The organism is Streptomyces sp. NPDC055078, from assembly GCF_053607985.1.
This window is the reverse complement of the sequence record NZ_JBSGUP010000154.1, coordinates 1-13861: the sequence shown is the minus strand read 5'-3', so window position 1 is coordinate 13861 and position 13861 is coordinate 1. Positions and strand designations below refer to the sequence as shown.

Genomic DNA, 13861 nt, shown 5'->3' with positions numbered 1-13861 from the left:
CCCGAGGCCAACCCGGCGGCCGGGCGGGCCGCTGGACCTCTCGCGCACCTTGCGCGCGAATCTGGGCACCGCCCGCCGCGACCCGGACACCGGGGTGGTGACGGTCCTCCCGGAGCGGCCCGTGTTCCGGACACGGGCGCGCAGGTCGACCGACTGGCGGCTGGTGCTCGTGGTGGATGTGTCCGGCTCGATGGAGGCGTCCACCATCTGGTCGGCGCTCACCGCGTCTGTCCTCGCCGGGGTGCCCGCCCTGAGCACGCACTTCGTCGCCTTCTCCACCGAGGTGCTCGATCTGACGGACCATGTCGACGATCCGCTGAGCCTGCTGCTCGAAGTCCGCGTCGGCGGCGGCACCAGCATCGTCCGGGGCCTGCGGCACGCGCGCGAGCTGGTGACCGTACCGTCCCGCACACTGGTGGTCCTGGTCAGCGACTTCGAGGAGGGCGGCCCGGTCGGCCCGCTCCTCACCGAGGTACGAACCCTGGTCGACGCGGGCTGCCATGTCCTGGGCTGCGCTTCGCTGGACGATCAGGGCAGACCGCGTTACTCCACCGGTGTGGCGGGCCGGCTGGTGGCTGCGGGGATGCCGATAGCCGCACTCAGCCCGCTGGAGCTTGCCCGCTGGGTCGGCGAGCGCGTAGGAGGTACATCCCGATGACGACACCGCCCACGCCGCCGATACCGCCGATACCGCCGGTGAACCCTCCCGGGCTGCCCCCGGTGGCCGCCGATGTGGCGGCCGGGGCCCTCGATATGCTCCCCGCCCGGCTGCGCAAACGGGTGGACGGCGCGCTGGCGAAGGTGCCCGGCTGGCCGGTGGAGCCCGCCCCCGACGGCGTACGGGTGAGGGTGGACGACGACACGTCGGTGACGCTGAAGGTCACCGGCGGGGTCGTGGCGCACGCGGACGACGCGGTGTGCTGCTGTCTGCTGGCCCCGGCCTGTCTGCACCGCGCGGCGATCCTGTCGAGCGCCCCCCTGGCCGAGGAGCGGCAGGAGGGCCCCGAGATACCGGAAGGCGCCTCGGAGTCCGAAGAACCGGCGGAGGCCGCAGGTCTCCCGGAGCCGTCCGGCGCCGAGGGTTCGGACGGGACGGCCGAGACAGCTGCGGGAGCGGGAGCTGTCAGGTCCGCCGGGGACCTCCCGTCGGGCCGGACCGCCCGGACAGACGGGCGCGACGGTGCCGCGAACCAGGCTTCCGTGTCCCTCACCCCCGCCCGGGCCGCCGCCATCGCGGCTCTCCGTACCGCCGCGACGGCCGTGCTCGTCACGGGGATCACCGGAGCCGGCGCCGTCCACCGGGCCGAGCTGCTCCATGCCGCGCACTCCGGCCGGCTCGCCGGGCTGCATCTCCCGGCGTCCGCCGCGGTACGGATCGCGCGGCGGCTCGGGGAGGCGCGCTCCGAGGACCCGGCGTTCCGGCTGTCCGACCTCTCCGCCGAACTGGCCGGGCTGCTGGATCTGCTGCGGAGACCGGCTGACGCGGTGACGCCCGCGCGCCGCGCCTATCAGCCGGCCGGACCACTGCGGCTGTACGGACTGTTCACCGAGCCGGTCGTCACCGCATCCGGCTACGCGGGTGCGACCACGTACGGCCTGGCACCGGACGGTGCCCTTCACACGATCTCGGACATCGCGCCCGGTGGCCCGGAGCGCGCGGCCCAGGCAGCGGGCACCCCTGTCCCGGGGGGCTGTGCGCTGCCGTTGCGCGAGTGGGGCGAGGGCGGTGCGGTGATCCTGACGCGTCCGACGATCTCGCCGGACGGGAGGATCGGCGGTGGGTCCAGGGTGCGTTCCGTCCGGGCGGCGGGTGCCCGGTGGCACGAGCCGCCGCTCGACGCGCTATGGCGGCGCCCGCCCGCCGAGCAGTTGTCCGGCGCGCTCGACTGGTCGGCAGAGCCGGTGGAGCACCGTTCCGCGGGCGGTGATCTGCTCTTTCTGACGGGGACGGTCACCGACCACGGCTTCCGGATCATGGCCGGGCCGGTGCTGCGGCTGCTGGCGCCGGACGAGCGGCCCGAACTGGCGTACGCGGAGAATCTGCGGCTGTTCGCCTCGCGCCCGGGGCTGGAACTACAGCTGATCGCCCGGGCGGTGCCCGACCGTCCGGGTGGTGTCCATGTGCTGGCGGCGGCGTGGGAGGGGCACGACGGGGAGCGGGTCAAGGCGGATCTCGGGCTGCGGCGGCTGAACCGTTCCCACATCCCGGACGCCTCCCGGGGCACCGGCCGCTCGGGCGGCACCACCGCCTTCGCTACCGAGGACCGTCCCCCGGCCCCGGTGGACACCCCGGTTCCGGACCACTGCCCCGGCGCATCGGGGCAGGCCGCACCGCCACCCGTCCCCGCAACCCGTGTTCCGCCCGCGCTGCCCGTGGAGCTGGATCTGCTGCGGCGTGCCGTGGACCGGGCGGTCGCGGGCGGCCGGGCCGTCACCGCCGCCTCGGCCGACGGAGAACTCCCCCGCCGACTGGGTGCGGTGGGACTGGCCACGGGAGCGGAGTGCGCGCGTGCGCTGGCGGAGGCGGCGGCCGACCGCCGCCATGACAGGCTCGGCCGGCTGCTGCCCGCCGACCCGGACGCCTTCGCCACGGCGTGGCTCGCCGCCGCGGTCTACGCCTCGGCCGCCGCCCGGTCGCTGCTGCCGGTCGCCTGGTCCACGCCGCAGGACCCGGGAAGCGAGCCCTGACGAGGCAGCACAGCCTGGGCAGCGGACCCTGACCAGGCAGGCCCCGGGGAGCGGCCGGCCAGGCAGGGAGCGGATGGAACGGCTCCTGGTCCGGTCAGGGAACGGGGTGCGGAGTGGGCCCGGCCCCGGTCCCGGATGTGGTCATCGGGGGCCGGGCCTCTCCCGTATGCAGGGAATGGGGTGAACCGTTCCGCGGTGAATCACGTCTGGCCTGGTGTGAAGCGACTTCGGCTCAGGCTGTCCGCGCTGCCCCGGCCGCGGCTGCCCCGTACCCGCCGGGGCCGGCGGCGGCTGGTACAGACGGTGATGGCCGGGTGTGTGCTCGCCCTCGTGCCCTCGACCTGGATGCACGCGGTCGCCGACAGCCGGATCCGTACGGTCGCCGAGGTGCCCGCGCAGGAGGTGGCCGTGGTCTTCGGGGCCGGACTGCGGGACGGCCGGCCCTCCCGCTATCTGGCACACCGGCTGGACACCGCGGCCGAGTTGTACCGGACCGGCAAGGTCAAGGTCATCCTGGTCAGCGGGGACAACAGCCGGTTGGAGTACGACGAGCCGGACGCCATGCGGACGTATCTCACCGAGCAGGGTGTGCCGGACGACCGGATCGTCAGCGACTACGCCGGATTCGACACCTGGGACTCGTGTGTCCGCGCCAAGAAGATCTTCGGGGTCGACCGGGCCGTCCTGGTGACCCAGGGCTTCCACGTCCGGCGGGCCGTCGCACTCTGTCGTTCGGCGGGGGTGGAGTCGTACGGAGTAGGAGTCGCCGAGCGGCATGACTCGAGCTGGTACTACGGCGGGGTGCGGGAGATGTTCGCGGCGGGGAAGGCCACGCTGGACGTCGCGTTCGAGCCCGATCCGCGGTTCCTGGGCGCGAAGGAGCCGGGCGTGCGGGAAGCGCTGTCCACCGCCGGGAGGTGAGGCGGGGTCCCACCGGTGACACGCTCGGGCGGACATGCGGGGGGGGGACACGCGGGCGGCGCTCGCGTCCCCAGCGCCGGAGCGCGACAGTGAGTGCCATGGGAAACATGCACAACGACGTGGCCACCCTTCTCAGCCGGCATACCGAGGCGCTCGCGCTCTTCACCGAGCGGGTGCACGCCGTACGGGCCGATCAGTGGGACGAGGCAACGCCCTGCACCGACTGGTCCGTACGCGATCTCGTCAACCACCTCACGGCCGAACAGCTGTGGGTACCCGATCTGGTGACCGACGGTTCCGGCATCGAGGAGGTGGGCGACGCGTACGACGGCGATGTCCTCGGTACGCGCCCGCGCGCCGCCTGGGACGCCGCCGCGCGGGCCGCCCGCCGGGCCTTCGCGGAGCCCGGTGCACTGAAGCGGACGGTACGGCTGTCGTACGGGGAGACCCCGGCCGTCGCCTACTGCGCGCAGATGATCACGGACGCGGTGGTGCACAGCTGGGACCTGTCGCGGGCGATCGGCGCGCCCGAGCGGTTGCCGGACGCCCTGGTGAGTTTCGCTCTCGACGAGGTCACACCGTATGCGTCGGCACTGTCGAAGACGGGGCTCTTCGCCCCGCCGATCGAGCCGCCGCCGGGCGACAGCCACCAGGCCAGGCTTCTCGCCCTGCTGGGCCGCCGCGCCTGACACCCCCGGCGCGCAGTCGGCTCAGCGGTTCCCGCCCGGCTCCGGGGCCGTCTCCGCGTCGATCCACGCCAGGTACGCGGCGCTCCCGAGCACGACCGGAGTGGCGATGATCTCGGGGGTGTCGTAGTCGTGGGCGGCGATCAAATGGGATTCCAGGGCGGGGTAGCGGTCCTGTGAGGTCTTGAACAGGATCTGCCACTCCTCGGCGGTCTCGATGGCGTTCTGCCAGCGGTAGACGGAGGTGACGGGTGCGGAGATCTGAGCGCACGCGGCGAGCCGGGCCGCCACCGCGCCACGCGCCAGCGCTTCCGCCTTGGCGGCGCTGTCGGTCGTGGTCAGGACGGTCAGAGCGGACGAGCCCGTTGAGGCGGTAGCCCCCGTCGAGGGCGGCGAGGATGGTGAGGACGGCGAGGGGGTCTGAGCGGTCTCGGCCACAGGCGGGGTCCCTTCGTGTGGTGGGCTCCGGCCACCGTACGGGGACGGCGGCCCCGGGAGGGAGACGCCGCCAGGACGAGACGGACGGACCGGGCCCGGGGGCCTCAGTCGCAGTAGGGGCGGGAGGACTTGGCGTCCCTCAGCGCCAGCCCCCACCAGGCCAGCTGGTCGAGCATCCCCTTGGCGGCGGTGGCGCAGGCGGAGGGGTCCTTGTGCCGCCCACGGTCATCGAAATGACCGTGGGCGTTGTGGAAGGAGACCGTGTCGCGGACAGTGACGGCATGCATCTCGGCGAAGACCTGCCGCAGTTGCTCGACGGCGCGCAGACCGCCGGAGATCCCCCCGTAGGAGACAAAGGCGACGGGCTTGGCACGCCATTCGGTGAAGTGCCAGTCGATGAGGCTCTTGAGCGAGGCGGGGAAGGAATGGTTGTACTCGGGGGTGATGACGACGAACGCCTCGGCGCGGGCGAGCTTGGGTGAGGTCCTGGCCAGCGACTCACCGACCTCGGGTACGGGGTCAGCGGTGATGGCGGTGGGGATGCTCTCCTCGGCGAGGTCGACCAGTTCGACTTCGAAGTCGTCACGACTGTCGAACTGTTCGAGAAGCCATTGGTTGACCACCGGCCCGAAGCGGCCCGCGCGATTGCTCGCGAGGACGACGACGAGCTTCAGGGGTGCCGTGCGGGCAGGCGTCGTCTGCGGGTTCTCCCGCGTCATGAGGTCCATGCGGAAGAGCCTGATACGTCAAGCAAGGTTGAGGTCAAGTCACGGCACCCGAACGCACGGCCACCGCCGGGCCGCCCCATCGGCTCCCTGCTCCATCGGCTCCCTGCCCCGGCGGCTCCCGCCATGGACCGGCTCCCGCCCCAGCCGGTACACGCTATGGACCGGCTCCCCCGCCCCCGGCCGGCTCCCGCCAGGACCGGACCGGCCGGGCCGTACCGCGTTCCGTGCCCGGTCCGTCCCAGGCCCGGAGCCGGAGCCGGGCACACCGTGCAGCGCGGCCGAGGGGGACGGGTGTCACCCGATCGGCGCGTCCCGCCAGCCCTGCCGCCACATCCGCGCTGACCTGCGACGAAGCCTGGCGTCCAGGGCGGCACACCGGGCGAAAGGGTTCGATCTGATGGGATATCAGCAGGCGCCGAGCGGGAGAGGGGCCTTACCTCGGAGGAGACGACCACAGCGCCGCGCTTCCCGGAGGACCCCATGCGCACCACCGCCCGCCTGCTGACCAGTGCCGCACTGGCAGCCGCCACCATGGGCCTCGGTGCCCACGGAGCGCACGCCGGGGACTCCGAGTCCCTGGAGGTGTTTCCGTCCACCGCGGCCCCGGGCGCGACCATCACCGTGAACACCACCGCCTGCGGCAAGAACGGCCACGGTGTCGGCGACGCCCGTTCCCTCGGGGCGGGGGAGTTCCATCTGTCGCCCGGTACGCACAAGGAGTCCGTCGTCGGCGAGTTCAGGATTCCCGACGGCACCCAGTCCGGCGCGTACAGCGTCAGTGTGCACTGCAAGAACGGGAAGCGGGCCTCGGGTGATGTCACCGTGGAGCACCGCGGTGGGGACCAGTCCGGCGGGCAGCAGCACCAGCAGCCGAGTGGTCATGTGCAGACCGGCGTCGGGGGCAGCGTGGGCCCGGACACCACCCAGATCGCGGTGGGCGTGGCCGTACTGGCCGCGGCCGCCGTCGGCGGGACCCTGCTGCTGCGGCGCCGGGCGAGCGGCCCGCGGGGCAGCTGAGGGCGGCGGCCCCCCGAGGCCGCCCCCGTACCGCCGTGTCCCCGTTCCCGCCGGGCCTACGGGCCTGCCGGGAACGGGGCGCATCCAGTTGGAGGCTCTGGAGGATCGATGAGCACCAAGGCCAAGGGCTGGTGTCTGGCCGCCGCCGTCTGCGCCGGGGTGTGGCTGGTGCAGAACGGCTCCCGGGACCTGACCCCGCCGGTCCCCTCGGCCGCGCAGGCTTTCGCGGCGGGTCCGCACGAGCACACGGACGCCGCCGCCGACCCGCTGTCCCCGGCCGCGCCGCTGCGGCTGCGTATCCCCGACATCGAGGTCGACGCCCCCATGACGGGCCTGGGTCTCGCCGGGGACGGCAGCCTGGAGGTGCCTCCCGCCGCGGACCGCAACCTCGCCGGCTGGTACCGGAACGGCACTCCCCCGGGCGCCAGGGGCACCGCCGTCGTCGCCGGGCATGTCGACAACGCCCAGGGACCGGCCGTCTTCTACGCCCTCGGCGCGCTCCGGAAGGGCCACCGGATCGAGGTGTCCCGCGCCGACGGCCGTACCGCCGTGTTCACGATCGACGCGATCGAGGTGTACGAGGCAGGCGACTTCCCGGACACGAAGGTGTACGGCGACAAGGGCCGCGCCGAACTACGGGTGATCACCTGCGGCGGTGGCTTCAGCGAGAAGACCGGCTACCGGGGGAACGTGGTCGCCTTCGCCCACCTCATCGGGGTGAAGGGCGCCAAGACCGGCGATGCCGAGGTCGTGTCGTCGTAGGCCCGGCCGCCCATCGGGCCGACTGTGCCGCGCACCCCTCCGCACCCCTCACCACCGGTCCGCGCCGCCCTCACCCCCGGCCCCTCCGCACCCCTCACCACCGGTCCGCGCCCCGCTCACCGCCGGACCGCACCCCTCCACACCCCCCTGCTCGCCGCCACCCCCTCAGCCCGCGCGCCGCCCGCACACCACCGTCGCGTACAGCTCCTCCGATTCCGCCACCGCCGGTTCGAGGCCGCCCGTCGCCACGATCTCCATGGCCGCCGCCGCCTGGCGCTCGCTGGTTTCGAACAGCAGAGAGCCGCCCGGCGCCAGCCAGTCGTACGCCCCGGCCGCCACCCGGCGCAGCACGTCGAGGCCGTCCGCGCCGCCGTCGAGCGCCACGCGGGCCTCGTGGACGCGGGCCTCGGGCGGCAGCAGTTCGATCTCCTCGGTGGGGACGTAGGGCACGTTCGCCAGGAGCAGGTCGACGCGGCCCCGCAGGCCGGCCGGCAGGGGTTCGTACAGATCGCCCTCGTACGCCGTGCCGCCGGCCGCGCGGATGTTGCGGCGGGCACAGCGGACGGCGGCGGGGTCGATGTCGACGGCGTGCAGTTCGGCGTGGTCCACGCTCGCGGCCAGGGCGGCGCCGAGGGCGCCGGAGCCGCAGCACAGATCGACGACGGCGGCGCGGGGCCGGGCCAGGGCGGCTGCCTGCCGGACGAGGAACCCGGTGCGGCGGCGCGGGACGAACACCCCGGGGTCCAGGGCGATGCGCAGCCCGCAGAACTCGGCCCAGCCGAGTACCTGTTCCAGGGGGAATCCAGCTGTCCGCCGGTCCACCATGGCGGCGAGTTCGGCGGGGTCACGGGAGGTGGAGATCAGCAGTGCCGCCTCGTCCTCGGCGAAGACACAGCCGGCGGACCGGAGCCGGGAGACGATGGCGGCGGCCGGGGTCGTGGGTGACGGAGACATCGGGGTCAGAGCCTTTCGGAGTACCGAAGGGCGCCCTCCCGGTCAGCCGAGCCGGTGGACCGGACCGGCCGAGCGGCCTGGGGACGAGAGCACCCGTACTGCGACAGCGGTAATGGGGCTCACCTCCTCGGTCCTTCCCACGGGCGTGGGGACGGCAACACTATCCGACCTCACATCGCACGGCCGCCCGCCCCCATGGGCGGTCGGACACCCCCGCCCCTCGGCGGTCGGCCTGCGCCCGCCGTTGCCGGTCCGGTGGCTGCCCGGCCCGGTGGTCAATACGCTGAGCGCCCACGTTCCCGACGACCGAGGGGCACGGCCATGGCCGGCTGGAGCACCAGGCACATACCGGACCAGCGCGGGCGCACGGCCGTAGTCACCGGGGCCAGCAGCGGCATCGGCCTGATCACCGCCCAGGAGCTGGCCCGCAAGGGCGCCCGGGTCGTCCTCGCGTGCCGGAGCGAGGACCGCGGCAAGCGCGCCGAGGCCCGGATCAGGGCCCGGGTGCCGGGTGCCGAGGTGGAGGTCCGGCGACTGGACCTCGCCGACCTCGCCTCCGTACGCGAGTTCGCGGCCTCGTTCCCGTACGGGCGTCTCGATCTGCTCATCAACAACGCCGGGATCATGGCCGTGCCGCAAGGCAGGACGGCGGACGGTTTCGAGACCCAGTTCGGCGTCAACCATCTCGGTCACTTCGCGCTGACCGGGCTGCTGCTGCCGAGACTGCTGCGGACCGGGGGCGCGCGGGTGGTCGGCGTCTCCAGCATTCTGCACGCCATGGCCCAGCTGGACATGGGCGATCTCAACAGCGAACGCCGGTACCACCGCTGGATCGCATACGCGCGTTCCAAGACGGCGATTCTGCTCTTTGTGCACGAGCTGGCGAGACGGCTGGGCGCATCCGGATCCGGGGCCGCGGCCGGGGCCGCGGCCGGGGCTCCAGCCGGGCCCGCGTCCGGGGCCGGCCTGGTCGTGGCCGCCGCCCACCCCGGGTACGCGGCCACCAATCTCCAGGGCGCGTCCCCGCGCGAGGAGGGCCGCAGGTTCGCCGGGGCGGTCATGGCCGTCGGCAACGGTCTGTTCGCGCAGTCCGCCGCTTCGGGCGCGCTGCCGACGCTGTACGCGGCGACCGCGCCCGGGGTACGGCCCGACTCCTTCACCGGGCCGAGCCTGCTGGGCTGGCGGGGCGCCCCGGCACCGGCCTGGCGGGCCGGCTGGACCCGCGACGATGTGGCGGGCGAGCGTCTGTGGGTGGCGTCCGAGCAGCTCACGGGTGTGGTGTACGAGAACCCGGGGGCGCGGCCCTGAGCTTCGCGGGGTGCGCGGCCCTGGACGCCTCCCGGGGTGCGCGCCCGGGTCACCGCAGGTCCGACGCCTCGAACACACCCCGGGCCGTGTCCGACTCGATCCGGTCGGAGAGCGACTGGAGTATCGCCGAACCGGTGCGCAGATACCCGCGTTCGCGCGCTCTGCGGGCTCCCGTGTCCAGTTCGTGCCAGAGCAGCGGATTGGCGGCCAGGGTCAGTGGATCGACTTCGACCCGGCGGCCCCGGGCGTCCTTGAGCACGATCCGCTGGGCGATGCCGTCACGGCGGGCGACCTGGGTCAGCAGATCGGTGCTGACGCGGCGTTCGCCCAGCAGCCCGCGCACCGAGAGCCAGTCGCGGCCCACGCTCACCCGGGGCGGGAAGAGGACGGCGAAGAGGGTGAGCGAAAGGCCGGTCCACAGGGCGGAGCGGACCGCGGTGAGCGTGGCCGCGGCGAGGTCCACCGTGTGGAGGAGGACGAGAAGGCTGAGGGCGCAGAAGACCGCGGCCCACAGATCGACCATCCAGCGGCGGTCCTCGGCGAGCACGGTCCGCTCCGCCTCGCCGCTCCCGTGCTCCGGGCCGGACGCACCACCCCTCCGGCCGGACGCACCGCCCTCCCGACCGAACATCCCGGCCTCCCCGCCGGACGTCCCCGGCTCCCCGTTCTCGGATTCCATGGCCGGGACGGTAGGCCCGGAGCGGCGCCCGCGTCTGCACCGTGCGCAACCCCCTGACGGATGCTGACGGATTCCGTACGCCACGCGTCAATGTCGTGTGAAGACCGGCCGCCACGGCGCAAGGGTTGCGACAAGAGGGCATGAGCGGCGAAATGCCCGCCCTCACTCTGAGGCTGCCCGCACCCCACCCCCGGGGCATCCCCAGCCGGAGGTACGCCGATCCCCATGACCACTCCGCCCGTGCTCTCCAACTCTCCCGGCGCCACGCCCGGAGACACGCCAGGCGCCACGCCCGGGGGCCTGCCCGGCGGCACGTCCGGGGGCCCGGCCGTGCCGTCCCCCGTGCCCAGGGTTCCCCGGGGCGACCGGCACCGGCTCACCGCCGTGCAGGGGCTGGCCGCTCTCTCTCTGGACGCGATGGCGTCGGTGGCTTACGGGCCGGAGGCCATCGTGCTCGTCCTGGCCGCCGCCGGGGGTGTCGGACTCGGCTTCACCCTGCCGGTCACGCTCGCGATCGCCGTACTGCTCGCCGTGCTCGTCGCCTCCTACCGCCAGGTGATCGCGGCGTTCCCGAACGGCGGCGGCTCGTACGCCGTCGCCCGCGCGCATCTGGGCAAGCGCACCGGGCTGGTCGCCGCCGCCTCGCTCGTCCTCGACTACGTCCTGAACGTCGCGGTCTCCGTCACGGCGGGCGTCGCGGCCCTCACCTCCGCCTTCCCCTCCCTCTACGACGACCGGCTGCCGCTGTGCCTCGGTGTGCTCATCCTGGTCACCGGGGTGAATCTGCGGGGCATCGTCGACTCGGCGAAGGCGTTCATCGTCCCGACGGCGGTCTTCATCGGCTCGATCCTCACCCTGATCGTGGTGGGTCTCTTCCGCAGCGCCCCGGTGTCCACGGAGGCCGCCGCCGGCCATGCCTCAGCGCTCGGCGAGAACGCGACGACGGTCGGCGCGCTGCTGCTCATCAAGGCGTTCGCCTCCGGCTGTTCGGCGCTGACCGGGGTCGAGGCCGTCGCCAACGCCGTACCGTCCTTCCGCGCCCCGGCCGCGCGGCGCGCGCAGCGCACCGAGGTCGCGCTGGGCGGGCTGCTCGGAGTGATGCTGATCGGGCTCTCGGTCCTCATCGGCCGCTTCCATCTCCAGCCGGTGGAGGGCGTCACCGTCCTGGCCCAGCTCGCGGACGCCTCGCTCGGCCACAACTGGGGTTTCTATGTGGTGCAGTTCGCGACGGTCGTCCTGCTGGCGCTGGCCGCGAACACCTCGTTCGGCGGGCTCCCGGTGCTGATGGCGCTGCTGGCCCGCGACGACTATCTCCCGCATGTCTTCCGGCTGAAGGCCGACCGGGAGGTGCACCGTCACGGGGTGCTGGCCCTGGCCGCCGTCGCGGGGCTGCTGCTCCTGTTCTCCGGTGGCGACACCAACACCCTGGTCCCGCTCTTCGCGATCGGCGTCTTCGTCGGCTTCACCATCTGCCAGACCGGCATGGTGATCCACTGGCGTACGGAACGGTCCGCGGGCTGGCGGCGCAAGGCGGCCCTCAACGGGCTGGGCGCGGTGCTCACCGGGGTGAGCGCCGTCGTCGTCACGGCCACGAAATTCACCGAGGGGGCCTGGCTGATCGTGGTCGCGCTGCCCGTGCTGGTGCTGCTCTTCGAGCGCATCCACCGGGCGTACGCGACGATCGGCGAGCGGCTGGGGCTCGGCCTGGTGCCGGACGCCCCGCACCGGGACCGTTCGCTCGTCATCGTCCCCGTATCGCGTCTGTCCCGGCTGACCTGCGAGGCGGTGAACGCGGCGGTGTCCCTGGGGGACGAGGTGCGGGCCGTGACGGTCAGCCATCCCGACGACGAGGACCAGGAGGAGACCAGGGAGCTGCGGCGGGACTGGGAGCTGTGGAATCCGGGGGTGGAACTGGTGGAGCTGCACTCGGCGCACCGCACGATCGGCAGACCGGTGTCGGAGTACGTCCGCAAGGTCTATCAGTACCACCCGGGTACGCGGGTCACCGTGCTGATACCCGAGGTGGAGCCGGACCGGCTGTGGCAGCGGCTGCTGCGGAACCGGCGCGGGGCGGTGCTGGCGCACGCGGTACGCCGGGACACGGAGGCGGTGATCTGCCGGCTGCGGTTCCGGCTCGCCACCACCACCTCCTCCGCCGAACTCCGGCGGCCGGCCCGGGACCGCTTCCCCCGGCCGCCGGCCTGACCCCCGGGGCCGGGCCGGAGCACCCCCGACCGGCGGCACGCCCTGGACCCCGCCTCCCCGGGCTCGGCGCCCCGAGCCCGAACCCCTAACCCCGAACCCCAGGTTCGGAGCCCGAACCCGGAGCCCGAACCCCCGGCCGCCCCGAACCCCCGGCCGGGGTCTCTCACATCGCCGCCTCCGCCGGAGCGCCTCCCCGCAGCAGGGCGGCACCCAGCGGGGTCAACGTGTGCAGGACAGCGTTGCCATGACGTAGCGTCAGGACCAGGCCCGCGTCCCGCAGGACCGCCGCGTGCTGGCTGGCGGAGGCGAGCGACACCCCCGCCCTGCGGGCCAGTTCGCTGGTCGTACAGCCGTAGCGGATGGCCTGGAGGATGGCGGACCGGGTGTGGCCGACGAGCCGTCCGAGGGAAGGCCCCAGCGAGGGGCCCGCCGTGTCGCCGAAGGCGGGGTCGGGGGCGTGGGCGGCGGGGTAGACGAGGACGGGCGGGAGGGTGGCGTCGCGGTAGACCACGGGGGTGCCCCGGCAGAAGAACGACGGCTGGAGCAGCAGCCCCCGCCCGTTCAGCCGCAGGTCGCGGTCGACGGGGTAGTCCGCCTCCAGAATCGGTGCCTTCCACCGCAGCACGGGCGGTAAGGAGCCGAGCAGTTTCCCCGCGCCGCCGTCGAGCAGCGCCCTGCCGCGTACGGCGCGGTCCGCTTCGACCCTGGCCTGTATCTGCGCCCAGTACGGCTCGATCGCGGCCCGGTGATAGCTGCGCAGCACCGTGACGAGCCGGGTGAGCGATTCGGCCCCGCCATCGGCGAGCCCGGTGAGCCGGCCGAACTGCTCGGCGGCCCGCCCCGCAGCCCGCCCGGCCGCGCGGCCGGCCGCCCGCCCCGCTGACGCCAGAGTCAGTTCGGAATGGAGCCGCTCGGACGCGGTGGCCCGTATCGCCTCAAGTCCCGCATCGAGCCCGCCGGAGCCTTCCGGCGGCGTCAGAAAATCGGGAAAGTATCCCTTGGGCGGCACCAGCGCTGCCAGCAGGTTTGCTTCACCGTTCAACCGCGTCCGGGTTTCCGAACGCCATTCGCCGAACATCTGAGCGCGTCGCCGCTCTCTCAATCGATGAAAGCTGAGAATCGTTTCCCACAACGCATCCGGTCTGACGGCCATTCGCACTCTGGCCAGATCCTCGCCAGTGAAATGGATACGCAGCACTGAACCCCCACTGTTGCACCCGCAATCGCCCCCACCACTGAGTATGCATGCCATCACAACCGGTCACCACGGTGTTTCAGCCAGAGTTGAAATGTCTCGCCGGGGCCGGGTGCGAACCGAAAGGCTGTACAGCGTCGGGCAGGTTCCTTCTGTCTCCGATGGATGTGACGAGGACCGTGGGGGGCTTCGCACATCCGGCGGCGGGTGACAGACGGTGCGGCTCCCTGTCCGACGTGGGTAATGGGGCGCGGCCCGTGGATGGGGATCCACAGGCCGC

General features: G+C 73.4%; 13 protein-coding genes. 8 read left to right on the top strand and 5 right to left on the bottom strand.

Annotation, left to right across the window (positions count from 1 at the left end):
• The 4 genes from ACWF94_RS15780 to ACWF94_RS15765 all read left to right on the top strand — a co-directional run.
• A partial coding sequence (locus ACWF94_RS15780) for a VWA domain-containing protein (RefSeq protein ID WP_453487924.1) occupies positions 1-658 on the top strand: 658 nt, incomplete at its 5' end.
• Positions 655-2688 (top strand): hypothetical protein, encoded by a 2034-nt coding sequence (locus ACWF94_RS15775; protein ID WP_453487923.1) that lies wholly within the window; start codon positions 655-657, stop codon positions 2686-2688. The genes ACWF94_RS15780 and ACWF94_RS15775, both read left to right, overlap by 4 nt.
• 195 nt (positions 2689-2883) lie before the next feature.
• Entirely contained in the window at positions 2884-3609 is a 726-nt protein-coding gene (locus tag ACWF94_RS15770) for a SanA/YdcF family protein (protein WP_453487922.1), read from the top strand.
• Between the two features lie 107 nt (positions 3610-3716).
• On the top strand, positions 3717-4298 hold the full coding sequence (locus tag ACWF94_RS15765) for a TIGR03086 family metal-binding protein (protein ID WP_453487926.1): 582 nt from the start codon (positions 3717-3719) through the stop codon (positions 4296-4298).
• A 21-nt stretch (positions 4299-4319) separates the two neighbouring features.
• Here the strand turns inward: ACWF94_RS15765 and cutA are convergent, their stop codons facing one another.
• The gene (gene cutA / locus ACWF94_RS15760) at positions 4320-4646 is read right to left on the bottom strand and encodes a divalent-cation tolerance protein CutA (protein WP_453487925.1); all 327 of its coding nucleotides are present in this window, start codon (positions 4644-4646) and stop codon (positions 4320-4322) included.
• A gap of 191 nt (positions 4647-4837) precedes the next feature.
• Entirely contained in the window at positions 4838-5461 is a 624-nt protein-coding gene (locus tag ACWF94_RS15755) for an NADPH-dependent FMN reductase (protein WP_453487921.1), read from the bottom strand.
• Between the two features lie 480 nt (positions 5462-5941).
• Here ACWF94_RS15755 and ACWF94_RS15750 point away from each other — a divergent pair, with 480 nt between their 5' ends.
• Together ACWF94_RS15750 and ACWF94_RS15745 are read left to right on the top strand one after the other, a co-directional pair.
• Positions 5942-6478, top strand: coding sequence for a hypothetical protein (locus ACWF94_RS15750; RefSeq protein WP_453487920.1), 537 nt, complete (start codon positions 5942-5944; stop codon positions 6476-6478).
• Between the two features lie 108 nt (positions 6479-6586).
• On the top strand, positions 6587-7240 hold the full coding sequence (locus ACWF94_RS15745; RefSeq protein WP_453487919.1) for a class F sortase: 654 nt from the start codon (positions 6587-6589) through the stop codon (positions 7238-7240).
• Between the two features lie 165 nt (positions 7241-7405).
• On the opposite strand, the gene ACWF94_RS15740 is transcribed toward ACWF94_RS15745, so the two are convergent.
• Positions 7406-8194 carry a putative protein N(5)-glutamine methyltransferase gene (locus tag ACWF94_RS15740; RefSeq protein ID WP_453487918.1) on the bottom strand — a complete coding sequence of 263 codons (789 nt, stop codon included), beginning with the start codon at positions 8192-8194 and terminating at the stop codon, positions 7406-7408.
• Positions 8195-8515: 321 nt separating this feature from the next.
• Between ACWF94_RS15740 and ACWF94_RS15735 the strand changes: the two genes are divergently transcribed.
• Entirely contained in the window at positions 8516-9502 is a 987-nt protein-coding gene (locus tag ACWF94_RS15735) for an oxidoreductase (RefSeq protein WP_453487917.1), read from the top strand.
• Positions 9503-9551: 49 nt separating this feature from the next.
• On the opposite strand, the gene ACWF94_RS15730 is transcribed toward ACWF94_RS15735, so the two are convergent.
• A complete protein-coding gene (locus ACWF94_RS15730; protein WP_453487916.1) occupies positions 9552-10181 on the bottom strand; it encodes a hypothetical protein in 630 nt (209 codons plus the stop codon).
• Positions 10182-10406: 225 nt separating this feature from the next.
• On the opposite strand from ACWF94_RS15730, the gene ACWF94_RS15725 reads away from it, so the two are divergent.
• Positions 10407-12386: an APC family permease gene (locus ACWF94_RS15725; RefSeq protein WP_453487915.1), complete on the top strand. Its 1980-nt coding sequence runs from the start codon at positions 10407-10409 to the stop codon at positions 12384-12386.
• Between the two features lie 163 nt (positions 12387-12549).
• Here the strand turns inward: ACWF94_RS15725 and ACWF94_RS15720 are convergent, their stop codons facing one another.
• A complete protein-coding gene (locus ACWF94_RS15720) occupies positions 12550-13584 on the bottom strand; it encodes an ArsR/SmtB family transcription factor (protein ID WP_453487914.1) in 1035 nt (344 codons plus the stop codon).
• Positions 13585-13861 lie beyond the last annotated feature (277 nt).

Excerpts from the sequence above, each read along its gene's own strand:
- ACWF94_RS15725 (WP_453487915.1), top strand. The coding sequence starts at position 10,407 with ATGACCACTCCGCCCGTGCTCTCCAACTCTCCCGGCGCCACGCCCGGA.
- ACWF94_RS15740 (WP_453487918.1), bottom strand. The coding sequence starts at position 8,194 with ATGTCTCCGTCACCCACGACCCCGGCCGCCGCCATCGTCTCCCGGCTC.
- ACWF94_RS15730 (WP_453487916.1), bottom strand. The coding sequence starts at position 10,181 with ATGGAATCCGAGAACGGGGAGCCGGGGACGTCCGGCGGGGAGGCCGGG.
- ACWF94_RS15745 (WP_453487919.1), top strand. The coding sequence starts at position 6,587 with ATGAGCACCAAGGCCAAGGGCTGGTGTCTGGCCGCCGCCGTCTGCGCC.
- ACWF94_RS15765 (WP_453487926.1), top strand. The coding sequence starts at position 3,717 with ATGCACAACGACGTGGCCACCCTTCTCAGCCGGCATACCGAGGCGCTC.
- ACWF94_RS15735 (WP_453487917.1), top strand. The coding sequence starts at position 8,516 with ATGGCCGGCTGGAGCACCAGGCACATACCGGACCAGCGCGGGCGCACG.
- ACWF94_RS15750 (WP_453487920.1), top strand. The coding sequence starts at position 5,942 with ATGCGCACCACCGCCCGCCTGCTGACCAGTGCCGCACTGGCAGCCGCC.
- ACWF94_RS15775 (WP_453487923.1), top strand. The coding sequence starts at position 655 with ATGACGACACCGCCCACGCCGCCGATACCGCCGATACCGCCGGTGAAC.
- ACWF94_RS15755 (WP_453487921.1), bottom strand. The coding sequence starts at position 5,461 with ATGGACCTCATGACGCGGGAGAACCCGCAGACGACGCCTGCCCGCACG.